Raw genomic sequence first — 22,069 nt, forward strand, 5'->3', positions numbered from 1 at the left:
CAAAACCATCCGGGAAGGCCGCGCTTCTCGCGAAGCGCGGCCTTTTCATTTGGCGTACGCTCGTCACGCGTCGTGACCTCCTGGCTCACGTGTTGCGGTCCAGCCACGTCGCCACAAGCCTCGCACAAACTTCGCGCGCTATCGTCGCCGCTACGACAGGTTGGGCCCGCTCTTCGGCCGCCCAAAGGCATGATGCCGCCCCGCCGTACCGGTGCAAGCCCGGTATGTCCCCAAAATCAATTCAATCCGTTTCAAAGGGACGTCAAGAATGGCCTCGAGCCTGCTTACCAACTCCGCTGCAATGACCGCGCTCCAGACCCTCCGGAGCGTCAGCTCGCAGCTCGCGACCACGCAGAACCGGATCTCGACCGGCCAGCGCGTGGCCACTGCTTCCGACAACGCCGCCTACTGGTCGATCGCGACGTCGATGCGCGCCGACAACGCCGCGCTCTCCGCCGTCTCCGACTCGCTCGGTCTGTCGGCTGCGACCGTCGACACCGAATACACCGCTCTGACCGCGGTTGTCGGCGACAAGACCGGCGGCCTGACCAAGCTGCAGGCGCTGCTGGTCGAAGCCAAGACCGCTGGTATCGACCGCACCAAGATCCAGGCCGACATCACCCAGATCCAGCAGCAGATGAAGGGTACCGCCGATGCGGCAACCTTCAACGGCGTGAACTGGCTGAGCACGACCGCCGCCACCCCGGCGACCTTCAACCTGGTGTCGTCGTTCTCGCGCGTGGGCGGCACGCCGACGATCGGGTCCATCACCCTGACGATCGCCAACTACTCGCTCTATACCGCGACCCAGACCGGTATCCTGGACAAGGTGAGCGGCCCGGCGTCGGTCAACACGATCAACATCTCCGCGCTGACCGACTCGACGGCTGACCAGACCACGCTCGATGGGTACATCACGCAGCTCACCACTGCGATCAACTCGGTGTCCTCGGCCGCCGCCGACCTCGGCGCCGTCAAGAACCGCATCTCGACCAACACGGAGTTCGTCAAGACCCTGATGGACTCGGTGGATCGCGGTGTCGGTCAACTCGTCGACGCCGACATGAATGCTGAATCGACCCGCCTTCAGGCCCTTCAGACTCAGCAGCAGCTCGGCGTTCAGGCGCTCTCGATTGCCAACCAGAACAGCCAGAGCATCCTGTCGCTGTTCAAGTAAGCTTCGGCTTTGGAAACAACCGTGCTCCCCCCGGGAGCACGGTCCCTGCCATGACCGGCGGGTGTGGCGGCACAAGATGTGCCCGTAATGGAAGTTCTTCCGACGCCAGACGTCATGCAACACGCCGCAGCCGATTGCGCTGCCATGCGCCCGTGCGCCCGCTTGTTGCTGCTGAGTTGATCGCGTCGTCCAGGACCCTTGTAAAATTGCAACGCCTCGCCCGCGAACCGACACATTCGCCTCCTCGCGCAACCTTCAGACAAGGTTGGCAGCGGAGTGTCCCATACGTTCGCATTGGTACGAGGTCACATGCTGCTCAGTCGTGCGCAGGTACAGCAACTGCTCAACAATCTGCTGGAGCTTGGGCCGCGACGCCTGATGGCCTTGGGACTGATCGGCTTTGCCGTTCTCGTCACCGTCGTCGGCGGCGCCTATTATCTGAGCCGGCCTGAGTTCGAAACGCTCTATACAGGCCTGAATCGCGAAGACGTGACGCGCATCGGCGCCGCGCTGCGCGAGCAGAATATCACATTCGACGTCAATACGGCCGGCGACGCCATCTCGGTGCGCCCGAGCCAGACCATGCAGGCGCGGATGCTGCTTGCCGAGAAGGGGCTGCCGACCAGCGCCAATTCCGGCTACGAGCTGTTCGACAAGATCGGCTCGCTCGGCCTGACCTCGTTCATGCAGGAAGTGACCAAGCTGCGGGCGCTGGAAGGCGAGATCGCGCGCACCGTGCAGTTGATGAAGGGCGTCAAGGCGGCGCGGGTGCATATCGTGATGCCGGTGCGCGGCTCGTTCCGGGCGACGCAGCAGCCGCCTTCGGCGTCGGTCGTACTGCGCACCGACGGCGCGATCGAGGCGCGCACGGCGCAGTCGATCCGCCACCTCGTCGCGGCGGCCATTCCCGGCATGAGCCGCGACAAGGTGACGGTGCTGGATGCCGATGGTTCGATGCTGCTCGCCGAAGAGGACGAAGCCAGCGCGGCCCCGACCAAGATGGCGAGCCTCCAGAAGACGGTCGGCGGGATGGTGCAGGAGAACATCCGCAAGGCGTTGACGCCATATCTCGGTCTGGACAATTTCGAGGTGAGCGTCGCGCCGCAGCTCTCCACCGACAAGCGGCAGACCAACGAGACGGTCTACGACCCGGAGAGCCGCGCCGAGCGTTCGGTCCGGAACGTGCGCGAGAAGGAATCGTCGCAGAATGCGGACCGTTCGACGCCGACCACGGTGCAGCAGAACCTGCCGGACCAGCAGGTGAATAGCGGCGGCACGAAGAATTCCAGCGAGGACAAGACCCGCCGCGAGGACGTCACCAATTTCGAGGTATCGTCCAAGACAACGACGACGGTGAGCGACGGCTATTTGGTCAAGAAACTCTTCATCGCCGTGCTGGTCAATCGCGCGCGGCTCGTCGCCGATCTCGGCGACAAGAGCAACCAGGCGATCGTCGACAGCAAGCTCGCCGAGATCAGCCAGCTCGCGGCGACGGCAGGCGGACTGGACAAGCAGCGCGGCGACCAGATCCAGGTCACGGCCGTCGACTTCATCGAAGGCTCGCGCGAACTGGCGCCGGTGCCGCCGATCAGCTTCGTCGAGATGATCAACAAGCAGCTCGGCAGCGTCATCAATGCGGTCACCATCCTGGCCGTTGCCTCGATGCTGGTCTGGTTCGGCCTTCGCCCCGCGGTCAACGGCATTCTGACGCATCGCGCAGCGCAGGAGCAGACCGAGGCGGCCGAGGCCGCCGAGCTCGAGGCTGCAACGGCCCTTGCACTGGCCGACAGTCAGGACCCCGAGCTCAACCTCGTCGAGGATCTCGAAGGCAAGATGCAGCGGACGCCGCAGAAGCGGCTGGAGCAGATCGTCCGGCTCGATCAGATGCAGGCGGCAGCAATCCTTAAAGACTGGATGCGACGCGAGGAGGCAGCATGAACGCGGCTATCGGAAAACTCCTGACGCAGTTCGACGCGAATGGGCGGGCCAAGTCTCCGCCGCCGCCTCCGCCCCCCAAGATCCAGGATGTGCTGACAAGGCCGATGGAGGTGCGGCGCGAGCCTCAGCCTCAGCCGCCGCGTCAGGTCCAATCGCAGCCGCAGCTTCAATCGCCGCTTCCGGCGCCCGAGGCGGAAGCTCCGTCGGCCAATCTTCTCGAAGATGCCTATCGTCGCGGTCACGCCGCCGGTGTCGCGGAAGGCGATGCCAGGGTCGCCGAGGAGCGCGTTCGCAGCGCGATCCGGCTCGGCGAGGAGCGGGCCAAATGGTCCGACCAGCAGGCGGCCACGATCGTGGGCGGCTTCGAGACGGCCTGCCGCGAGATCGAAACCAACATCGCAAGCTCGGTTGCGCGGATATTGCTGCCTTTCCTCGCCGACGCCGTCCGTGACAAGGCGATCGGATCGCTGGTCGAGCAGATCGCAGCGCTGACCGGCAATTCGCCGGTGCCGGTGTTCAAGATCACCGGCCCGGGCGAATTGCTCGATCTGGTGCGCTCGCAGCTCCAGACGGCCCGGCGAACCGGGATTGAATACGAAGCCGCCGACACTTTCGAGGTCCGTGTTGTCGCCGACCAGACCGTGATCGAGACGCAGATTGCGGCGTGGAGCGAACGTCTGAACGAGGCGCGCCGGTAGTCCGCCATGGAAGAAGTCAAGCACGAGCTGGTGATCATCCGCAGGCGCAGCGCCTTCGCCGAGGAGGCGCATCACGGTGGCGTCTGGAAGATCGCGTATGCGGACTTCATGACCGCGATGATGGCGTTCTTTCTGGTCATGTGGCTGCTCAATGCGCTCAACCAGGACCAGAAGCAGGTGGTCGCGAGCTATTTCAACCCGATCAAGCTCGCGGAGAACGCACCCGCTCCGAAGGGCCTCAAGGATCTCAGCAAGAAGGAGCCGACGCAGTTCGAAGGCCAGGACGGCAAGCGTCAGCCGGCCGGGCCGAACGAAGAACGTCGCGGAGACTCGCCGACGGCGGAGAAGCCTGCCTCCTTCGAAGAGAAGGTTCTGTTCCGCGATCCCTATGCGACGCTTGCCGAGATCGCCAACAGCGCGAACCAGGCCTCGGGCCAGCGCCGTGCCGGCGCGCTGACCTCCGCCGAAGAGGACGGCCTCAAGGGCGGCGATGCCTACCGCGATCCCTTCGATCCCGGCTATTGGAAGTTGACGCCGCAGACGTCCAAGGATGCGGATCACTTCGTCGACAGCGAGCCAAAGCCGAACGCGTCCGCGCGCGACAACGCGTCCGGGACAGGTCAGGGCGAGCCGCAGGCGCAACGTGCCAAGCAGGACGATGCCGGCGGAAGCGTGGCGCCGAACGCGGACGCGTCGTCTGCAAGCCTGTCGCCCCTGCTGCCGCCGGGGCCTGCGCCTTCGCAGGCTCAACGCGATGGCAGTGCCCAGGCAAATGCGCCGCAACCGGGCGCCCAGGCTGGCGCTCAAGCCAATGCCGCCGCGCAGCCACGCCCCGGCGATCAAGCGAAGAATTCCGAATCGCGCGATGCGGCACAGACCCAGCAGCCGACCGTCAAGCAACTACAGTCCGCGATCGCGGATGCACTATCGGACATCAAGGCCGGTGCGGGCCCGGTGGCCGAGGTGCGCCAGGTCGAGGAAGGCCTTCTGATCAGCCTGACCGACGATGCGAGCTTCGGGATGTTCGCGGTCGGCTCGGCCGAGCCGCGGCCTGAGCTGATTCGCGTGATCGACAAGATCGGGCCGCTACTGACGAAGCGCCAGGGCATGATCATCGTCCGCGGCCACACCGACAATCGGCCGTACAAGTCCGAGAATTACGACAATTGGCGGCTGTCGACCGCGCGCGCGCAGATGGCTTACTACATGCTGGTTCGCTCCGGTGTCGATGCGCAGCGGATCGAGCATGTCGAAGGCTACGCCGATCGGCGGCCGAAACTCACGAATGATCCTGCTGCCGCTCAGAACCGCCGGATCGAGATCCTGATCCGGGAGAAGCGCCCTTGATCAGGCCGCTCCTGCGCGCCGCGCTGCTGCTGCTGCCGTTCACGACGGTGTGCGCGTTTGCCGATCCGGCACCGTCCCCGGCATCAACCTCGGGCGAGCCCTATGAGCTCGTGCGCACCTTGCAGACGGTGCAGGATGGCATTGCCCGTGGCGACACCGCTGCGCATGGCAGCCACATCGCGCTGACCCGGCAGGTCGGCGAAAAGTTCCTCGCCGCCGATCCGGGCGTGTGGGGCAACGCGCAGAACGGCCAGGCCGTCATCATCTACTTGCTCAGCGGCGGCGGGCCGCAGGTCGTCCGAAAGCTGCCGCGCGACAAGCTGAACGTCGACGAGCGGCTGTTCAATGGTGCGCTGGCCTATGTCGAAGGCCGCCAGGACGAAGCGCGCGAACTGCTCAAGGACGTCAAGCCGCGCACGCTGCCAACAGGCCTGGGCGGACAGGTCGCGCTGGTCCAGGGCGCGCTGTTCGCGCGCGCCGAGGCATCGCTCGCGATCGAGCGCCTGGACGACGCGCGGCTGCTGTTGCCGGGCACGCTGGTGGAGGAGGCGGCACTGCGGCGCGAGATCCTGCTGGTCGGGCAGGCCGAGGATTTCGACAAGTTCGAGTTCCTGACGCTCGCCTATATCCGCCATTACCGCAACTCGGTCTATGCCGGGGACTTCTGGCAGCGCTTCGCCTCCGGCCTGACGCAATCGAGCATTGCTCTCGACGAGCGCCGCTTTGCGCGGATCGTCACTCTGCTGGAGCAGATCGACCGCGCGAGCCGCCTCAAGCTTTATCTCGTGATCGCGCGCACCGCGATGGTGCATGGACGGCTGGCGGTGACCCGGCTTGCAGGCGAGCGTGCGCTGACGCTTAGCGCCGACGCGTCGGAGGATCGCGAGCGCGCGCATTTCTTCCGCGGCGTCTCGCGGGCGCTCACTGACGAGTATGACGGCGGTGTGGCCGAGTTGAAGGCCCTCGACCGCTCGAAGTTGCCCGAGCGCGACGTTCCGTTGCTAAATGCGACGTTGCAGCTCGCACTCGATGTCCGCAAGCCGTTCGCGGGCGGATCCACCGCCGCCGCCGACAAGCCTCCGGTCACGCCGGCGCGTCTCGATCTCGCCGCGTCGACCGAGACGCTTGCACGCGCGCGGAAGCAGCTCGGCGAACTCGAACGCCTTACCAGGGATCGCCCATGACGAAGCTCAGTGGAACCTCCGGACAGGTCTTTTCGGGTCTCGCCGAAAGCCTCAACGTGCGCGGCGCATCGCGCTCGGGAAAATCCGCCGGAACGAAATCGCCGGCAGATTCGTCGTTCAACGATCTGCTGCACACCGTCTCGAATCTCGCGAAGCGGGCGCTCAACGACGAGGGCGGCAACACGAGCGCGAAGGCCGGATCGTTGCGCACGCACCTCGCGCGCCCGGCCGACAAGGACAAGACGGCGCGCGAACGCACCGAGGCCGACGACGAGTCCGAACCCATTCGCAAATCGTCCGACGAGAAAACTGAAAGATCGCCGGAGACGCAAACTCCGGTCGACCACGGCGCGAAGACCGATGTTTCGGCCCGATCGAGCATTCCGGCGGTCGTCGAACAGCAGTTCGCCGCCGTGCCGGCCGTGAAGCCGCTGCTGCAATCGCCGGCGGGCGACAAGAAGGACGCGCCTGCGCGCGACGAGCGCTCTGCCACGACGAAGCGTGAGGTCCAGGGCACCGCGAAGGTCACCTCTGCCGAGCCCGCGCCGCCCGCTGCCGCTTCAACGGGCACGCGCTCGCAGGCCGCGCCTTCGCAGGCGGCGGCAGCCGCGCAACAAGGCAGCGATGTGTCGTCGAAGCCAATGCCCGCGACGCAAGGCTTCGAGGCCGTCACGGCCAATGTCGAGCGCGCCGTCAAAGCCTCGGCGCGGGACGCATTGCCCGAAGCGACCAAGGTTACCGTGGTCCAGCAGGAGACCCATCTGCCACCGGCGCAGTTCAGCGCCCCGCAGCAAGTCGCCAACGCAGTCGTCGCCGAGCTGAAGGAATCGCCGGCTCCGACGGCGTCCACCGCCCCCGATCTCGCGACGTCGCAGACCAATGCGCCTGAGCCGCTCAAGATCCTGACGATCAATCTCGAACCGCCGGCGCTCGGCAACGTCACGGTACGCCTTCGCCTCGTCGGCTCGGAGGTTTCAGTTCACCTCGCGGCCGCGCGCAAGGACACCAGCCTGATGCTGGATCAGCAGCGCGACTCGATCCGCGATCTCATGCAGTCGGCGGGCTATGTCGCCGACGTCGCGCCCGTGCAGCACGGCTCGCTGGACGGATTCCAGAGCGGCTCCGGCCAGCCGCAGCCGCAGCTCTCCGGCCAGCAACAGCCATCGTCGCAGTCGCAAGGCACGTTCGGCGGCGCCGGCACGTCGTCCGGGCAATCGGACAGCGGTGCGAAGCAGGCCCGGCAGGAGCGCCAGTCCAACGAGGAGACGCGTCATGACCAGGACGTGGGGCCGCATACTCGCCGCGGCCCTGTTTATCTGTAGCGCGGGCGCCGCGGCAGCGGCGACCGACAACGCGCGCCCTTGCGAGCGCGAGATGGCGCGCGCGTCCCAGCAGCATGGGATTCCGCTCGGCATTCTCTATGCGGTCGGCCTCACCGAGACCGGACGGCGCGGTTCGCTCCACCCTTACGCGCTCGGCGCCGACGGCCAGACCGTGTTCGCCAAGGACATGAACGACGCGATCGCGAACTTCGAGACGATGCGCAGCAAGGGCATCAAGCTGATCGACCTCGGCTGCATGCAGATCAACCATTATTATCACGGCGACAAGTTCACGTCGGTGCGCGCGATGTTCGATCCCGCGAAGAACGTTGAATACGCCGCGCGCTTCCTGAAAGAGCTGAAGCAGCGCGAGGGCAGCTGGACCATGGCGGTCGCGCGCTACAACGCAGGCCCCAACAATCAGCCCGCGCAGAAGCGCTACGTCTGTCACATCGTCGCGCATCTCGTCTCCAGCGGCTTCGGCGCGTGGACCGACAAGGCGCGCTCGTTCTGTCAGCCGAAGACGACATGACCGCTACAACCTGAAAGTTGTGCACGGATCCCAATCATCAGCTCCGCGCAAGCAAGAACCCGCATTGTAGATACAACCTGACAAAGGAGCCTACTTCATGAGCCTGTATGGTGTTATGCGCACCGGCGTTTCCGGAATGAGCGCGCAGTCCAACAAGCTGTCGACGGTTTCGGACAACATCGCGAACGTCAACACGACCGGTTACAAGCGGGCTTCGACGGAATTCTCGTCACTGATCCTGAAGAGCGGCTCCGGCAATTACGACTCCGGCGCCGTCGAGACGACGGTTCGCTACGCCATCAGCGACGCGGGACACACGCAGTTCACCACGTCGACCACGGACCTCGCCGTGCAGGGCAACGGCTTCTTCGTGGTGTCGAACGCCGCCAACACGCAGCAATATCTGACGCGCGCCGGCTCGTTCGTGCCGGACGCCCAGGGCAATCTGGTCAACGCGGCCGGCTACTACCTCCTGGGCCAGCCCGGTAAGGTGACCAATTTCTCGCAGAACAGCCTGTCCGGCATGCAGATCGTCAACATTGCCCAGGTTTCGCAAGTGCCCGTGCCGTCGACGGCGGGAACGCTCACGACCGGCAATCTGGATCCGAAAGCGGCTGTGATCGCCGGTCCGCCCGGGCCGGCGTCATATTCGTCGAAGAGCTCGATCGTGGCCTACAACAATATCGGCCAGGCCGTTACGCTCGACGTCTACATGTCCCACACGGCGACGGCCGCCGGCTCTGACACCTGGCAGCTTCAGGCTTACAACTCCGCGACAGGTGCGTCGGTCGGTGCCGCCACCACTTTCACCTTCGATACGACCGCAGCCGGCAAAGGCACGCTGGCCGCGGCGAGCCCGACGACTCTCGCCCTCACCGTTCCCGGCGGTGCGGCGATGAGCCTGGACCTGTCGAACATGACGCAGGTCGGAACCGACTTCAGCTTCAAGGCGACTGTCAATGGCAGCGTTCCATCGGCCATCGACAAAGTCGATGTCGACGATTCGGGCTTCGTGACGGCGATCCTCAAGAACGGTCAGCAGCTGACGCTCTACACCATCATGCTCGCCGACGTCGCGAGCCCCGACAACCTGACGCCGGAGCCCGGCAACGTCTATTCGACCAACATGAATTCCGGCAACGCGCAGGCCGGGAATGCCGGTACCGGCGGTCTCGGCACTGTCCAGTCGGGCGCGCTGGAGGACTCCAACGTCGACCTCGCGGACGAACTCACCGGGATGATCGAGGCGCAGCGCGGCTTCACTGCGAATTCGAAATCGTTCCAGACCGGCGCCGATCTTCTCGACGTCGTCGTCAACCTGAAGCGCTGAATCCTCAAGCGCTCATTCCGGGCAAGAGCAGATCATGTCCCTTACCGCCGCTCTCGACTCCGCTCGTGCGTCGCTCATGGCGTCGGGTATCCAGTCGTCGACGATCTCGCGCAACATAGCCGGTGCCAGCGCCGCCGGCTATTCGCGCAAGATCGCCGTGCTGGACAATCTCCCCGGGGCCGGCGTCTATGTGGCGGCGATCCAGCGCGCCGCCAGCTCGGGTCTCTATAATAACGTCCTGATCGCGACGTCTGGGTCCGCCAAGCAGAATGCGATCCTGGACGGTCTTCAGAAGATATCGGCCTCGACTGTGGACGATCCCGAACTTGGGCAGTCGCCGGCCGCCCAGCTCAACAAGCTGAAGCAGGCGCTCCAGCAATATGCCAACGCTCCGGACAACACCACGCTGGCGCAGGCGGCGGTCACGTCCGCCAAGGACATGGCGACCGCGCTCAACCAGGCCACCAAGACCGTGCAGACGGTGCGCCAGGGAGCGGACGCCGACATGGCGACTTCGGTCGGGAATATCAATCAGCTCCTGACCCAGTTCGATAAGGTCAACACCGCGATCGTGAAGGGGACGATCGCCGGCGACGACGTCACCGATTATCTCGACCAGCGCGACAACATCGTCTCGAAGATGTCGCAGGAGGTCGGCGTCTCGATGACGCTGCGCGCCAACGGCGACGCGGCGCTCTACACCGACAGCGGTGTCGTGCTGTTCGACAAGACGGCGCGCGCGGTCAGCTTCGCGGCGACCAACATCTATACGCCCGGGACCACCGGGAATGCTGTCTATATCGACGGTGTCCCGGTCACCGGCGCCAATTCCGTGATGCCGATCAAGACCGGCAAGCTCGCTGGCCTCGCCCAATTGCGCGACAACGCCACGGTCACGTATCAGAGCCAGCTCGACGAGGTCGCACGCGGCCTTGTCGAATCCTTCAAGGAGGTCGACCAGTCCGGCGCCGCGCTGCCCGACCGGCCCGGCCTCTTCACCTATCCCGGCTCACCCGCGATGCCCGCAAGCGCGACCGTCTCGGTCGGCCTGGCCGGCTCGATCAGCGTTGCCGCGTCGGTCGACCCGGCCCAGGGCGGCAATCCCAACCTGCTGCGTGATGGCGCGATCAGCGGCAACGTCGCCTACAGATACAACACCACCGGCAATGCCGGCTACTCGACCAGGCTGCAGCAGCTGATCGGCAACATGGATGCGTCGCAGCCGTTCGATGCAACCACGCAAGGCAAGCCGAGCGGCAGCTTGATCGACTTCGCGGCGTCGTCGACGAGCTGGATCGAAAACCAACGCAAGGCCGCGGACGACAGCGCCACCTACCAGAACACGCTGCTCGATCGCAGCACCGCGGCGCTGTCGAACGTCAGCGGCGTCAACATGGACGACGAGATGTCCTTGATGCTTCAGGTCGAACGTACCTATTCGGCGTCGTCGAAGATCATCTCGACCGTCGACCAAATGTTGCAGAGCCTGCTGGCTGCCGTGGGGAATTAAGTCATGATGAGCGCCAACTACATCTCGACCTTGATGCTGTCTTCGTCGTTGAGGTCCTCGATCACGAACAATCAGGCCGCGCTGACCAAGGCCTCGAAGGAAGCCACCACCGGCCGCTTCGCCGATGTTGGCCTCGAGCTTGGTGCCACGACGGGAAGCGACATCACCCTGCGGGCGGACCTGAGCTTCGCCGATCAGCTCGTCGATACCAACGGGCTCGTCTCGGGGCGCCTGGACACGACGCAGAACCGGATCACCCAGCTGGGCGCAACCGCAACCTCTTTCCTCAAGGACCTGATCGCGGCCCGTAGCACCGACGGCGGCGGGCGGATCATCCTGCCGCCTGCGTCCGCCAACCTCCAGGATCTGATCGGCGCGCTGAACGTCTCCTATAATGGCTCGTATCTCTTCTCGGGGGTCAACACGCAGAACACGCCGATCACGGCTTACACCGCGGGTTCGGCCAGCAAGAACCAGGTCGATGCCGATTTCCTTGCGACCTTCGGCTTCTCGCAATCCTCGGCCAGCGTGAGCACCATTACCCCGGCCCAAATGCAGACCTTCCTCAACACCACCTTCGATGCCGAGTTCGCGAGCCCGGCCTGGAACACCAATTGGTCAACGGCCACCGACCAGACCATGCAAAGCCGTATCTCCACGACCGAGATCGCCGATACGTCCGTTAGCGCCAACCAGATCGGCTTCCGTAGGCTCGCCGAGGCCTACACCATGATGGCGGATCTTGGGAACGCGAACCTGAGCCAGGACACGTTCCAGGTCGTCGTGGACAAGGCCATCGGCCTCGTCGGTAACGCCATCACTGACCTCGCTACGCTCGGCGGCGGCGTCGGCACGGTCCAGCAGCGGGTCACCGGCGCCACCGAAAAGCTCAAGACGCAGCAGGACATTCTGAACAATCAGATCGTCAAGATGGAGGCCGTCGACCCGACGGAGGCCTCGGTCCGGGTCAACACCCTGCAGACCCAGATCAAGACGGCGCTGTCGCTGACGTCGCAGCTCCAGCAGATCAGCCTGATCAACTATCTCTGAGCCGGGGTCTGTAACTTTGTCTTGTTGTTCGGTCTCCTGCGCAGAGTGGTTCTGATGACGTTTGAAGCCTATGAAGTGGTCGTCGATGATAGCGCCTCTGAGGCGCGGGGCCGCGAGCGGCAGGCGCTCAGCCTCGGCATCGACCGGCTCGAGCGGGTCCAGGGCGGGCGCTTCAGCTTCGAAGATCTGGTCGAGAGCCTGCTCTACGTGCGGCGGCTGTGGACGATCTTCATCGAGGATCTCGCCCATCCGGAAAACGCACTCCCGGAAAAGCTGCGCGCCGATATCATCTCGATCGGCCTGTGGGTCGTCAAGGAAGCCGATCGGCTTCGCGAGGAGAAGTCGAACGACGTGATGCAGCTCATCGAAATCAACCGCCTGATCCGAGACGCGCTCTGATGAAAATATCCTTGCGGGCGGGTGAGCGGATCTACGTCAACGGCGCAGTGCTGCGCGTGGACCGCAAGGTCTCCGTCGAGCTCGTCAACGACGTGATGTTCCTGCTCGAAGGGCAGGTCATGCAGGCTTCCGACGCCACTACGGCGATGCGGCAGCTCTATTTCATCGTCCAGCTCATGCTGATGAACCCGACGGATATCGGCGCCGCAGTCGCGCTCTACGGGGAGCATCACGCGGCCCTGCTCGCGGTTTGCGAGAGCCGTGAGATGCTCGACGGGCTCGCCACGATCCACGAGCTGGTCCGCACGACCCGCTATTTCGAGGCGCTCAAGCGGATCCGGGGACTGTTCCCGGTAGAGGACGCAATCCTGGCCGGCCTGGCCGGCGTCGCCACCGAGATCCCATTCGAGGCTGCCTGACAGCGGAGAGGCTACATGAACGTCAACAGCGCGACCGACAGCACCAGCAAGTCCAACGCGACCAGTTCCACAAAGAACACGGCGAGCAACACCGTCGACTACAATACCTTTCTTCAGCTCCTCGTCGCCGAGATGAAGAACCAGGATCCCACCAATCCGATGGATACCTCGCAGTACATGAGTCAGTTCGCCCAGCTCTCGACGGTCGAGCAGGCCATGCAGACCAATTCGAAGCTGGATGCGCTGCTGTCGTCGCAGTCGCTGTCGCAGGCCAACGGGCTGATCGGAAAGACCGTCAGCTTCACCGACGCGACCGGCGCAACCTTCAGCGGCAAGGTCGTTTCGATCTCCATCAACAACGACGGCTCCATCGCAACCCTCGAGAACGGCACGAAGGTCGCGGTCGGGCCCGGCCTTACAATCAGCCAGTCATGAACGAGCGGGACGCCCTCGACATCGTCCAGGCGGCGATCTGGACCATCATCGTCGCCTCCGGCCCCGCCGTCGGCGCCGCGATGCTTGTCGGCACCGCCATTGCGCTGATCCAGGCGCTGACCCAGGTCCAGGAGGTGACGCTGACCTTCGTGCCGAAGATCATCGTCATCCTCCTGGTCGTTGCCGTTTCCGGCTCCTTCATCGGTGCCCATCTCTCCACCTTCACCGAGATGGTCTATTCGCGGATCGAGCACGGCTTCTGATCCGCGAGAGCCCGGCCACCACCCTCGCGTAAGCTTTGCACGGCAGATTGCGGGGCGGACCCTCTGCCGGTGACCCATGGCCGATACATTAGCTGCTAGCCTGCCGACCCCGCGACGATTGGGGGCCGACGCCTTTTTCGCGGGCGGTATCGTGGCCATGCTCACGATCCTGTTCCTGCCCATACCGCCGATCCTGATCGACCTCGGCCTCGCCTTCTCGATCGCGCTGTCCGCGCTGATCCTGATGGTCGCGCTGTGGATCCAGCGGCCGCTCGATTTCTCCGCCTTCCCGACCGTGCTGCTGATCGCGACGATCCTGCGGCTGGCGCTCAACGTTGCGACCACCCGTCTGATCCTGTCGCGGGGCGGGGAGGGCGAACAAGCCGCGGGTCACGTCGTTGCCGGCTTCTCGAAGTTCGTCATGGGCGGCGACTTCGTCATCGGTCTGATCATCTTCGCGATCCTGGTGACGGTGAATTTCGTCGTGATCACCAAGGGCGCAACGCGTATCGCCGAAGTCGGTGCCCGCTTCACCCTGGACGCCATCCCGGGCAAGCAGATGGCGATCGACGCCGACCTCTCCGCGGGCCTCATCGACGACAAGGAGGCCCAGCGCCGGCGCCGCGAGCTCGAAGAGGAAAGCGCGTTCTTCGGCGCAATGGACGGTGCTTCGAAATTCGTCCGCGGCGACGCAATCGCCGGCCTGATCATCACGGCGATCAACATCTTCGGCGGCATCATCATCGGCGTGACGCATCACGGGCTGACGCTGTCGCGCGCCGCCGACGTCTACACCAAACTCTCCGTCGGCGACGGTCTGGTAACGCAGATGCCGGCACTGATCGTGTCGCTGTCGGCGGGCCTCCTGGTCTCCAAGGGCGGCACCAGGGGGTCGGCGGAGCAGGCCGTGCTGAGGCAGCTCGGTGGCTACCCGCGCGCGGTGTCGGCGGCGTCGTTGATGATGTTCGTGCTCGCCTTGATGCCTGGGCTACCGATGGCACCCTTCGTGCTGCTCGGCGGTGCCATGGCCTTTGTCGGCTACTCGCTGCCGCGGCGGCAGGCGGCGCGGGAGAAGAAAGAGCATGCGCGCAAGGCCGACGAGCGCGCCCAGGCCGATGCCAAGGAATCCGTCAAGGAATCGCTCAAGACCGCAGAGATCGAGGTGTCGCTCGGCGGCCATCTGTCGGTCCATTTGCTGGGCGCGCGTACCGAGCTTGGGCACCGGGTCAGCAAGCTCCGCAAGAAGTTTGCCAAGCAATACGGCTTCGTCATTCCGGAGATCAAGCTCAGCGACAATCTGTCGATCGATCCCAAGGGATACCAGATCCGGATCCACGACACGCGTATCGCCCATGGCGAGCTGCGGCTCGGCGAGGTGCTGGTGCTCGTCGACAAGGACGGCAAGCCCGACGTGCCCGGCGAAGAGGTGATCGAACCCGCTTTCGGCATGAAGGCGCTGTGGGTGACGGAGGCGTTCACCGACGAGGTCAAGCGTCAGGGCTGCAAGCCGGTCGACAACCTGTCGGTGCTGCTCACGCACTTAAGCGAAGTGCTCAGGGCAAATCTCGCGCAGCTGCTGTCCTACAAGGACATGCGCGGGCTGCTCGACCGTCTCGATCCCGAATACAAGCGCCTGGTCGAGGATCTCTGCCCGTCGCAGATCTCCTATTCGGGCCTGCTGGCGATCCTGAAGATCCTGCTGGCCGAGCGCGTGTCGATCCGCAATCTCCATTTGATCCTGGAGGCCATTGCCGAGATCGCACCCCATGTGCGGCGCTCCGAGCAGGTCGCGGAGCATGTGCGGACCCGACTTGCCCAGCAGATCTGCGGCGACCTTTCCGACAACGGTGTGCTGAACGTCGTCCGCCTTGGCAATCGCTGGGACCTGGCGTTCCACCAGAGCCTGAAGCGCGACGCCAAGGGCGAAGTCTTCGAATTCGACGCCGATCCTCGCCTGATCGAGCAGTTCGCAACCGAAGCTAGCGCCGCGATCCGAAAATTCACCGAGAACGGCACCAGCGTGGTTCTGGCGGTCACCCCGGAAGCCCGCCCCTATGTCCGGATGATCCTGGAGCGGGTGTTCCCGACCTTGCCGGTCCTGTCGCATGTCGAGGTCGCGCGCAGCGCCGAGATCAGGGCGCTGGGAGCCATATCGTGATCAGCGGCCTCGCCGACAGCGTGCTGGTCACGTTCATCGTGTTCTGCCGCATCGGCGCCTGCCTGATGCTCGTGCCCGGCTATTCCAGCGTCAACGTTCCGGCCCAGGTTCGCCTGTTCGTCGCGCTCGTCACGACGTTTGCGCTGACGCCGATCCTGATCTCGGTCCTGAAACCTCTCACCGACAACGCCGCGCCGCTGACGCTTGCGCTTCTGATCTGCTCCGAGCTTGTGGTCGGCAGCGTCATCGGGCTTGGCGGGCGGGTGTTCTTCCTCGCGCTGCAGACCATGGCGACCGTGATGGCGGGCGCGATCGGGCTGAGCAACATCCCGGGAACGCCGGTCGGCGACACCGATCCGGCGCCGGCCCTGGTGCCGCTGATCATGGCAGCCGTCACCACATTGTTCTTCATGACCGACCAGCACTGGCAGGTCCTGCGCGGGCTGATGAACTCCTACGACGTCTGGCAGCCCGGCAACAGGATCGGCGGCAGCATGGCGCTCGAGCAGCTCGTCAGCCGCCTGTCCGAGGCGTTCGTGCTGACGCTGCGGATCACCAGCCCTTTCATCGTCTATTCGGTCATCGTCAATCTCGCGGTCGGCCTGATCAACAAGCTGACGCCGGCGATCCCGGTCTATTTCATCTCGGTGCCCTTCGTGCTGTTCGGCGGCTTCCTGCTGCTCTACCTCACCAGCGACGAGCTCTTGACGCAATTCATGCTCGGCGTCTCGTCGTGGCTGGCGGAGTGATGGTCATGACGTCGCGCGCGGACAAGCTCGGCCGGATGGTCTCGCTCGTGAAGCTTCAGCTCCGGCTGTCCGAATGGCAGCTCGCGCATCTGCGGCAGCAGGAGCGCAGCTTGCAGGACGAGCAGGAATGGCTGGTAGGAACCCTCAACGAGGGCAAACCGCCGGCGGGCTCGTCGAGCGATTCAATCGCGCGGCGCCTGAACAGGACGAGCGCCGGTGCGCGCGCGGTCCAGGCGCAGGCGTCGCAGCAGCTCGACCAGGTCCGCGCGGACACCCGCCGTGTGAAACAGCTCGAGCAGGTCGCGAAGGCCGCGCTCGCAGACAAACTTCGCGACGCGGAGGCGCGCTCGCTCGAAGAGATGACGGGAATACGCCCCGCCGTGCGTGACTGGACGCCACGGCCAGCCAGCCGGAACAAGACATGATCGTGACAGCGACGCCCGACCTCGTTCTCGATGTCCTCGATGCCGCCGACCCCGTGACGCAGCGGGCGGCGACCGCGAAGCTCGATGCACTGAAATCATCGGACGCCGATTTCGCCGCCACCATGGACGCGGAGGTCGGCAAGGCCAAGGCGGCGACTGCCGATCAATCCGCGGCGCAGGCTGCCGAAGCGCAGCAGCCGGGTGTGGTGAACGGGCCGCCGGTGCGGGTGATCAAGGCGCCCGCATCCGGCGAGGTGTACCGGAAGTTCGAGGCGTTCATTCTCCAGACCTTCGTCGAGACGATGCTGCCGAAGGAGTCGGAGGAAGTCTTCGGCAAGGGCACGGCCGGCGGCGTCTGGAAGTCGATGCTGGCGGAGCAGCTTGGTGCTCAGCTGGCAAAGGGCAAGGGCATTGGCATTGCCAAGCAACTCGCCGCTGCGCAACCGGCGGGGCCCGGCGTTACGGAAAAGACCGGATCATGATCCGGGAATGGGTGACAGAAGTTGAGGGGTGAATTTCCTATGCAAGCACAAGAAGGTGCGGCGGTCCTGGTGGTGGAGCAGCCGGTCGTGGACGCCGAGGCGATGACGCTGGAAGCGGCAGAAGGCGATGCGTTCTTGCCTGCGCTGCTGCCGAATCTCGGCGGTGACGTGGTGAACGACGGCACCGACGCGGCGAGATCGGACGAGGTGCGTGGCCTGCTGTCTGCGATCCGCCGGCTCGAGAACATCGTCGAGGAGGAGACGGTCGCGCTCTCGACGGGCAAGAAGATCGATTTCGACGACTTCAGTGCCCGGAAGAGCCGGAGCATGCTCGAATTCGTCCGCTTGATGCGGGCACGGATGCATCTCGGCAACGAGGTCGAGATCACCGAGGAGATCCAGCGGTTGCGCGAGAAGCTCGAGCGAAACCGTTCCATCCTCGAAATGCATTACGATGCGGTGCGTGAGGTCGCGGCCATCATCGTCAAGGCGATCAAGGAAGCCGAGTCGGATGGCACCTATACCGGCCGCACAGCACAGGACGGAAAATGATCAGACTCGTGCTGGCCGGGCTCTGGGTATGCATCCTCACCGCGGGCACGAGCTATGCCGTGGCCTATTGGAAGGAAAACGGCAGCCTGCTGCCGGCGAAGGACGAATATCTCGACGGCCTTCAATACCAGAAGACGCGGGCGCTGAGCGTGCCAATGGTCGAGGGCGGCAGCGTGCAGGGCTACATCGTGGCGCGCTTCGTCTACACCGTTGAGGCGCGGATCATGCACCAGCTCAACGTCCCGCCGGAGCCGTTCGTCGTCGACGAGGCCTTCCGCAGGATCTATGCCGACGACCGCCTCGATTTCAGGAAGCTCGCCCGTTACGACCTTTCCATCCTCACGACGGCCATCAAGCAGCGCGTCAACGAGCGGATGCAGGCCGACGTCGTCCAGGACGTCCTGGTCGAGGACTTCAACTATGTTTCGAAGGAAGAATTCCAGCAGAAGCCGTAGCTGTCGCGGCGCCGGCATCGCGAGATCGCTGCTCCGCCATCTCTGCCGCTGAAAGTGCAACGGCCTCTGCGAAGGGTACTCCGCAGAGGCCGTTGTCGTTTTCGTGGCGGTGCCCTGCCGCGTCAGTTTCCGGCCGGGTACGCCGCCGGGGCGGCATGTGCCCTGTTCAGGAGGATGCCGACCTCGTCGAGTTCCTGCATCGGCACGTCGATGGTCTCGCCGGCAGGGATGTTGAGGCGGTATCCGACGTAGCGCCGGGCCACGATCGCGTCGAAGCCGAGGCGGTCGCGGAGTTTCTTGCGCAGCTTGCTGACGTGGCTCTCGATCACGCTCTCGTCGAAGGTCGACTCGAAGATGCCGTAGACCGCGTTGAAGATCTGCGTCTTGGTGATCCACTTGCCGTGGTTGCTGACCATATACTCGAGAATGCGCAGCTCGCGGCGGGGCAGGGTGAGAGCGTGGCCCGCGATCTCGGGGTCACGTCCGTTGAAGAAGACCTGGATCCTGGTCTCGCAGGGCCTCGGCAGCTCGCCCACCCGGCGGCGCGCGATTGCGGCCGTTCGGGCGAGGATCTCGCGCAGGTGAATCGGTACGTGGACGACGTCGTCGACGCCCGATTCGAACAGCTCAAGCGTGTTCTTGAGCATCTTCTGGCCGCTCATGGCGATGATGGGCGCCGAGGAGCGCTTCCGCATCGCCCGTGGCAGGCTTCCGCGGGCATCGCAGTCCCCGAGGAGAAAGGCGTCGACCGCCGCCAGATCCGGTTCGCTCGCAGATTGCAGCCAGTCCCAGAATTCTCCGGAAGAGAAGCCGATCGACGATACACCTTCGCGAACGAGCCCTCCAACGTAGCTGTTCGTGACGCTCTCGCGATCATCAACGATAATATACATTAGTCTTTCGCCCCTGTTTCGCACTTGTTGCGGCCGGATGGTTGTTGTGATGCCCGGCTCGGCAACCATGCTGTTTGACGATATTTCCATCCCGCGAACCGTTATTATGGTTTCGATATTCGCGGGCAGCCCTACGCATTCAGTGCCTGCGTGTGCAGGCCTGCTACTTCGACTCGATACTGAACGCTTACTGCGTGAGGCTCGGCGGGTGTCTTACGGATCACCTCGCGGAGCGGATTGAGACAGACCTAGAACAGTTGCGCCAACTTGCCGATTGCGTCCGAACGCACCTGAACTGTGTCGATCTCCTCGCCAACTGGCGAGAATCACTTGAGTAGGACCGTAACAATTGCCGATTTCCGATCAAGCGCGCGCAGCAAAGCGGTTGCTATGCGTGTTTGATGCTGTTGATTCGTTTCTGGTTGTTTCTTTGTATGTTCGATCGCATCAGTTGATTTGGTGATCGAACTAGTTTTGCACCGTAGCGTTTCTAAAGTTCCGCATCCCCGCGTAATCACAGCTGTTTTGCGCGGTGCTGCGGGTCATGCGCATAGCGGGGTTTTCAACCCGGGATTGACTCTCCTGCTGGTGTTTCCCCATGCGACAATTCGACTCATGTATGGCGAGGCGACTCCAGCTTGGCGAAATCTTGGCGAGTGTGTGTCTTTCGAGTCGCACTCTCGCCACGTCCATGACGCTTTTGACTCATGCGACGTCGCATCGGGCGCGATGAAAAGTTTTCGCTGCGCACGTTTCAGGCAAGCTTCGGCAAATAACTTCACCGTTCGATAGATCGAACCGAACGGAGCATTTTCACATGTTGTCCGATGGACAAGCTCGTCCCAACGCGACCGCTGATGTTTCCGCGGCGGCGAAGCCGGCTCCGGATGCGCGCGATACAAGCACGACACAGACGGCCAAGCCCGCTGCAAGCGCGAAGCGTGTGTCGGCTGCGGCGAACGACGAGACCCTGGCGAAAGAGGCGCTCGAGGGGCTGAAGCGTATTCGCGCCAAGGCGCGCCTCGACAAGATGGCGATACCGAAGCCTGCGCCGACCGTGATGAAGCCGGCCGTGATCGTGGCCAAGCCGCCGCCGCCGCGTCCGACATGGGTCGCGCCGCTCGCAACACTGGCGGTCGCTGCGATCCTGGTGGTCTGCGCCTGCACCGGCGTGATCGCCTATCTCACCACGCAGCCGGCCCAAAGCAACGTGGCCGCCAATACGGAGATCAGGAATCTGCGCGAGACTGTCGCGCTGCTGCGCAAGCAGGTGTCGGGCGTGTCCGAAAATCTCGACGGCCTGCGCACCGCGGTCGATCAGTCGAGCAAGGCGACCAACGATCGCTTCGGCAGGTTCGCCGAGAATCTGGACCGTATCGAGCGGGTGAGTTCGTCCTCGACGGTGAAGCTGGACAAGCTCGCCCAGGCTCAGGCGCAAGCGCCGGCGCCGGCGGCCGTCGCCTCGCAGCCGCCCTCGCAGACGATGCCGATGATGGCCTCGGTTGCCGCGCCCGAGATCACGGGTTCGGTTCCTCCGTCGGCGCCGCGCAAGGTGGTCAAGGGCTGGTCGGTCCGCCAGGCCTATGAGGGAATTGCGATCCTGCAAGGTCCGAACGGCGTCATCGAGGCCGTGCTTGGACAGCAGGTACCCGGGCTTGGCCGCATCGAAGAGATCAAGAACGAGAACGGCCGTCTGGTCGTGGAGTCCAGCGGCGGCGTCATCTACTCGTCACGCAAGGCGACGCCGTGATCGAGGGCCGCCTCCTATTGGCGATGATGCTCGAAGCTGGTGCATAGCAGATCGATCTCCGCCTCGGCGATCGGCGCGCGAAACAGGCGGCAGCTGAACTCGGCGGCGCCGGGCTTGCCGTCCGTGGCGGTGCGATCTTCGCGCAGGAAGATGCATCGCTTGCAGACGTCGGTATGGTGCCGCTGCTCGGCCGCGTCCGCCTGATCGAGCACGTGCCGGAGCGTGTCGCGAAAGCGGATCTTGGCCTCGTCGTCGAGGACGGCGATCGGTTCGAGGAGAACGCTGATGGGGTCGCGCACCAGGAACTTCTTGCCCTGCTGCGTCACGCTCAGCGTCACCGATCGCTTGTCCGTCGCGGAGCGCTTTCGCTCCAGATATCCGAGCCGCTCGAGTTCGCCGATAATGAAAGAGGCGGTGCCGCGCGTGGTGCCGACGTAGCTCGCGAGCGCCGAGGGCGTCCGCGAGAAACGGTTGGCGCGGGAGAGAAAGCGCAGGGCCATCCATTCGCGGTCGCGCAAGCCATGCTTGGTGCCTTCGAACCACAGGATGCGAGCCATCTGTCCCAACAATTCAATCGCTTCGCGAGCTAAAATCATTTCAGTTCCAGGTCGGACAAGCTTTATTCAATTGAGCCTTTGGTAGCGCAATCTGGGTGGACGAGAATGAAGTTCTCGGGCGATTCTTCCTCCGTTGCCGGATGGAAGGACCGCGCTCGGGAAGTTGCATCCGTTCTGCAGATGGAACTTCCGGCCGTGGAACTAGAGCGTCACACAGAAAGTTCGAGTAAATCGCACGGCTCAACTCTTCTGAAAATTTCAATCAAATCACGAGAGCTTGCGCGTGAATTGACGGTGATGTGCGACGCCTGAGCAACATGATGTGTCATTGTCGCCACTGCGAGGCCCATTTGTTGCGGCCTGGAGTTTCGAATACGCAAAAGGGCGCATCACCGGTAACGCTTGGCGGTGTGGCTGGCCGGGAGAGAACCCTCTCTTTCGGTT

The 22,069-nt window shown here is 64.2% G+C and carries 23 protein-coding genes; 21 read left to right on the forward strand and 2 right to left on the reverse strand.

What is annotated here, in order from left to right; all coding sequences use genetic code 11:
• The first annotated feature begins 268 nt into the window (after window positions 1-268).
• The 20 genes from AB7G19_RS08090 (at window position 269) to AB7G19_RS08185 (ending at window position 18,425) form a co-directional block, all read left to right on the forward strand.
• Window positions 269-1,177: a flagellin N-terminal helical domain-containing protein gene (locus tag AB7G19_RS08090; RefSeq protein ID WP_063981304.1), complete on the forward strand. Its 909-nt coding sequence runs from the start codon at window positions 269-271 to the stop codon at window positions 1,175-1,177.
• Window positions 1,178-1,486: 309 nt separating this feature from the next.
• Complete coding sequence (gene fliF, locus AB7G19_RS08095; protein WP_063981305.1) at window positions 1,487-3,115, forward strand: flagellar basal-body MS-ring/collar protein FliF; 1,629 nt, start codon at window positions 1,487-1,489, stop codon at window positions 3,113-3,115.
• The gene (locus AB7G19_RS08100; RefSeq protein WP_085405308.1) at window positions 3,112-3,813 is read left to right on the forward strand and encodes a hypothetical protein; all 702 of its coding nucleotides are present in this window, start codon (window positions 3,112-3,114) and stop codon (window positions 3,811-3,813) included. Before fliF ends, AB7G19_RS08100 begins: the two co-directional genes overlap by 4 nt.
• A 6-nt stretch (window positions 3,814-3,819) precedes the next feature.
• On the forward strand, window positions 3,820-5,160 hold the full coding sequence (locus AB7G19_RS08105; RefSeq protein WP_085405307.1) for a MotB family protein: 1,341 nt from the start codon (window positions 3,820-3,822) through the stop codon (window positions 5,158-5,160).
• Window positions 5,157-6,344, forward strand: a complete 1,188-nt coding sequence (locus AB7G19_RS08110; RefSeq protein ID WP_085405306.1) for a chemotaxis protein — start codon at window positions 5,157-5,159, stop codon at window positions 6,342-6,344. The genes AB7G19_RS08105 and AB7G19_RS08110 overlap by 4 nt, the downstream gene beginning before the upstream one ends.
• Window positions 6,341-7,666, forward strand: a complete 1,326-nt coding sequence (gene fliK, locus AB7G19_RS08115) for a flagellar hook-length control protein FliK (protein ID WP_085405305.1) — start codon at window positions 6,341-6,343, stop codon at window positions 7,664-7,666. Before AB7G19_RS08110 ends, fliK begins: the two co-directional genes overlap by 4 nt.
• Window positions 7,617-8,198 (forward strand): transglycosylase SLT domain-containing protein, encoded by a 582-nt coding sequence (locus AB7G19_RS08120; RefSeq protein WP_085405304.1) that lies wholly within the window; start codon window positions 7,617-7,619, stop codon window positions 8,196-8,198. The genes fliK and AB7G19_RS08120 overlap by 50 nt, the downstream gene beginning before the upstream one ends.
• Window positions 8,199-8,295: 97 nt before the next feature.
• Window positions 8,296-9,528 (forward strand): flagellar hook protein FlgE, encoded by a 1,233-nt coding sequence (locus AB7G19_RS08125; protein ID WP_063981311.1) that lies wholly within the window; start codon window positions 8,296-8,298, stop codon window positions 9,526-9,528.
• 34 nt (window positions 9,529-9,562) lie between these two features.
• Window positions 9,563-11,038 carry a flagellar hook-associated protein FlgK gene (gene flgK, locus AB7G19_RS08130; RefSeq protein WP_085405303.1) on the forward strand — a complete coding sequence of 492 codons (1,476 nt, stop codon included), beginning with the start codon at window positions 9,563-9,565 and terminating at the stop codon, window positions 11,036-11,038.
• 3 nt (window positions 11,039-11,041) lie between these two features.
• On the forward strand, window positions 11,042-12,088 hold the full coding sequence (locus AB7G19_RS08135) for a flagellar hook-associated family protein (protein ID WP_085405302.1): 1,047 nt from the start codon (window positions 11,042-11,044) through the stop codon (window positions 12,086-12,088).
• A gap of 54 nt (window positions 12,089-12,142) precedes the next feature.
• A complete protein-coding gene (gene flaF / locus AB7G19_RS08140; protein WP_063981314.1) occupies window positions 12,143-12,487 on the forward strand; it encodes a flagellar biosynthesis regulator FlaF in 345 nt (114 codons plus the stop codon).
• On the forward strand, window positions 12,487-12,906 hold the full coding sequence (gene flbT, locus AB7G19_RS08145; RefSeq protein ID WP_063981315.1) for a flagellar biosynthesis repressor FlbT: 420 nt from the start codon (window positions 12,487-12,489) through the stop codon (window positions 12,904-12,906). The genes flaF and flbT overlap by 1 nt, the downstream gene beginning before the upstream one ends.
• 15 nt (window positions 12,907-12,921) lie before the next feature.
• On the forward strand, window positions 12,922-13,341 hold the full coding sequence (gene flgD / locus AB7G19_RS08150) for a flagellar hook assembly protein FlgD (RefSeq protein WP_071909979.1): 420 nt from the start codon (window positions 12,922-12,924) through the stop codon (window positions 13,339-13,341).
• The gene (gene fliQ, locus AB7G19_RS08155) at window positions 13,338-13,604 is read left to right on the forward strand and encodes a flagellar biosynthesis protein FliQ (protein ID WP_014492683.1); all 267 of its coding nucleotides are present in this window, start codon (window positions 13,338-13,340) and stop codon (window positions 13,602-13,604) included. Before flgD ends, fliQ begins: the two co-directional genes overlap by 4 nt.
• 76 nt (window positions 13,605-13,680) lie before the next feature.
• Window positions 13,681-15,762, forward strand: a complete 2,082-nt coding sequence (gene flhA / locus AB7G19_RS08160) for a flagellar biosynthesis protein FlhA (protein ID WP_071909981.1) — start codon at window positions 13,681-13,683, stop codon at window positions 15,760-15,762.
• Window positions 15,759-16,511: a flagellar biosynthesis protein FliR gene (gene fliR / locus AB7G19_RS08165; RefSeq protein WP_063981318.1), complete on the forward strand. Its 753-nt coding sequence runs from the start codon at window positions 15,759-15,761 to the stop codon at window positions 16,509-16,511. The genes flhA and fliR overlap by 4 nt, the downstream gene beginning before the upstream one ends.
• A gap of 5 nt (window positions 16,512-16,516) precedes the next feature.
• Window positions 16,517-16,936 (forward strand): hypothetical protein, encoded by a 420-nt coding sequence (locus AB7G19_RS08170; RefSeq protein ID WP_085405329.1) that lies wholly within the window; start codon window positions 16,517-16,519, stop codon window positions 16,934-16,936.
• Window positions 16,933-17,418: a rod-binding protein gene (locus AB7G19_RS08175; RefSeq protein WP_085405301.1), complete on the forward strand. Its 486-nt coding sequence runs from the start codon at window positions 16,933-16,935 to the stop codon at window positions 17,416-17,418. Before AB7G19_RS08170 ends, AB7G19_RS08175 begins: the two co-directional genes overlap by 4 nt.
• Before the next feature lie 39 nt (window positions 17,419-17,457).
• Window positions 17,458-17,970, forward strand: a complete 513-nt coding sequence (locus AB7G19_RS08180; RefSeq protein WP_063981320.1) for a hypothetical protein — start codon at window positions 17,458-17,460, stop codon at window positions 17,968-17,970.
• The gene (locus AB7G19_RS08185) at window positions 17,967-18,425 is read left to right on the forward strand and encodes a hypothetical protein (RefSeq protein WP_014492689.1); all 459 of its coding nucleotides are present in this window, start codon (window positions 17,967-17,969) and stop codon (window positions 18,423-18,425) included. Before AB7G19_RS08180 ends, AB7G19_RS08185 begins: the two co-directional genes overlap by 4 nt.
• A 122-nt stretch (window positions 18,426-18,547) precedes the next feature.
• On the opposite strand, the gene AB7G19_RS08190 is transcribed toward AB7G19_RS08185, so the two are convergent.
• Window positions 18,548-19,318, reverse strand: coding sequence for a response regulator transcription factor (locus tag AB7G19_RS08190; protein WP_028147148.1), 771 nt, complete (start codon window positions 19,316-19,318; stop codon window positions 18,548-18,550).
• Between the two features lie 817 nt (window positions 19,319-20,135).
• Between AB7G19_RS08190 and AB7G19_RS08195 the strand changes: the two genes are divergently transcribed.
• Window positions 20,136-21,068 carry a hypothetical protein gene (locus tag AB7G19_RS08195; protein WP_071909990.1) on the forward strand — a complete coding sequence of 311 codons (933 nt, stop codon included), beginning with the start codon at window positions 20,136-20,138 and terminating at the stop codon, window positions 21,066-21,068.
• A 14-nt stretch (window positions 21,069-21,082) separates the two neighbouring features.
• Here the strand turns inward: AB7G19_RS08195 and AB7G19_RS08200 are convergent, their stop codons facing one another.
• The gene (locus tag AB7G19_RS08200; protein ID WP_028147146.1) at window positions 21,083-21,664 is read right to left on the reverse strand and encodes a MarR family winged helix-turn-helix transcriptional regulator; all 582 of its coding nucleotides are present in this window, start codon (window positions 21,662-21,664) and stop codon (window positions 21,083-21,085) included.
• Between the last annotated feature and the right edge of the window lie 405 nt (window positions 21,665-22,069).

The organism is Bradyrhizobium sp. 215_C5_N1_1 (assembly GCF_052075935.1).
In the GTDB taxonomy this organism is placed as follows: Bacteria; Pseudomonadota; Alphaproteobacteria; order Rhizobiales; family Xanthobacteraceae; genus Bradyrhizobium; species Bradyrhizobium barranii.

Bases quoted from the DNA above. Each gene is read 5' to 3' on its own strand.
- AB7G19_RS08200 (WP_028147146.1), bottom strand. From the start codon at position 21,664: ATGATTTTAGCTCGCGAAGCGATTGAATTGTTGGGACAGATGGCTCGC.
- flgD (WP_071909979.1), top strand. From the start codon at position 12,922: ATGAACGTCAACAGCGCGACCGACAGCACCAGCAAGTCCAACGCGACC.
- fliK (WP_085405305.1), top strand. From the start codon at position 6,341: ATGACGAAGCTCAGTGGAACCTCCGGACAGGTCTTTTCGGGTCTCGCC.
- flbT (WP_063981315.1), top strand. From the start codon at position 12,487: ATGAAAATATCCTTGCGGGCGGGTGAGCGGATCTACGTCAACGGCGCA.
- AB7G19_RS08170 (WP_085405329.1), top strand. From the start codon at position 16,517: ATGACGTCGCGCGCGGACAAGCTCGGCCGGATGGTCTCGCTCGTGAAG.
- AB7G19_RS08185 (WP_014492689.1), top strand. From the start codon at position 17,967: ATGATCAGACTCGTGCTGGCCGGGCTCTGGGTATGCATCCTCACCGCG.
- fliQ (WP_014492683.1), top strand. From the start codon at position 13,338: ATGAACGAGCGGGACGCCCTCGACATCGTCCAGGCGGCGATCTGGACC.
- AB7G19_RS08175 (WP_085405301.1), top strand. From the start codon at position 16,933: ATGATCGTGACAGCGACGCCCGACCTCGTTCTCGATGTCCTCGATGCC.
- AB7G19_RS08105 (WP_085405307.1), top strand. From the start codon at position 3,820: ATGGAAGAAGTCAAGCACGAGCTGGTGATCATCCGCAGGCGCAGCGCC.
- AB7G19_RS08090 (WP_063981304.1), top strand. From the start codon at position 269: ATGGCCTCGAGCCTGCTTACCAACTCCGCTGCAATGACCGCGCTCCAG.
- fliF (WP_063981305.1), top strand. From the start codon at position 1,487: ATGCTGCTCAGTCGTGCGCAGGTACAGCAACTGCTCAACAATCTGCTG.
- flgK (WP_085405303.1), top strand. From the start codon at position 9,563: ATGTCCCTTACCGCCGCTCTCGACTCCGCTCGTGCGTCGCTCATGGCG.
- AB7G19_RS08180 (WP_063981320.1), top strand. From the start codon at position 17,458: ATGCAAGCACAAGAAGGTGCGGCGGTCCTGGTGGTGGAGCAGCCGGTC.
- AB7G19_RS08135 (WP_085405302.1), top strand. From the start codon at position 11,042: ATGATGAGCGCCAACTACATCTCGACCTTGATGCTGTCTTCGTCGTTG.
- AB7G19_RS08120 (WP_085405304.1), top strand. From the start codon at position 7,617: ATGACCAGGACGTGGGGCCGCATACTCGCCGCGGCCCTGTTTATCTGT.
- flhA (WP_071909981.1), top strand. From the start codon at position 13,681: ATGGCCGATACATTAGCTGCTAGCCTGCCGACCCCGCGACGATTGGGG.
- AB7G19_RS08100 (WP_085405308.1), top strand. From the start codon at position 3,112: ATGAACGCGGCTATCGGAAAACTCCTGACGCAGTTCGACGCGAATGGG.
- AB7G19_RS08190 (WP_028147148.1), bottom strand. From the start codon at position 19,318: ATGTATATTATCGTTGATGATCGCGAGAGCGTCACGAACAGCTACGTT.
- AB7G19_RS08125 (WP_063981311.1), top strand. From the start codon at position 8,296: ATGAGCCTGTATGGTGTTATGCGCACCGGCGTTTCCGGAATGAGCGCG.
- AB7G19_RS08195 (WP_071909990.1), top strand. From the start codon at position 20,136: ATGTTGTCCGATGGACAAGCTCGTCCCAACGCGACCGCTGATGTTTCC.
- flaF (WP_063981314.1), top strand. From the start codon at position 12,143: ATGACGTTTGAAGCCTATGAAGTGGTCGTCGATGATAGCGCCTCTGAG.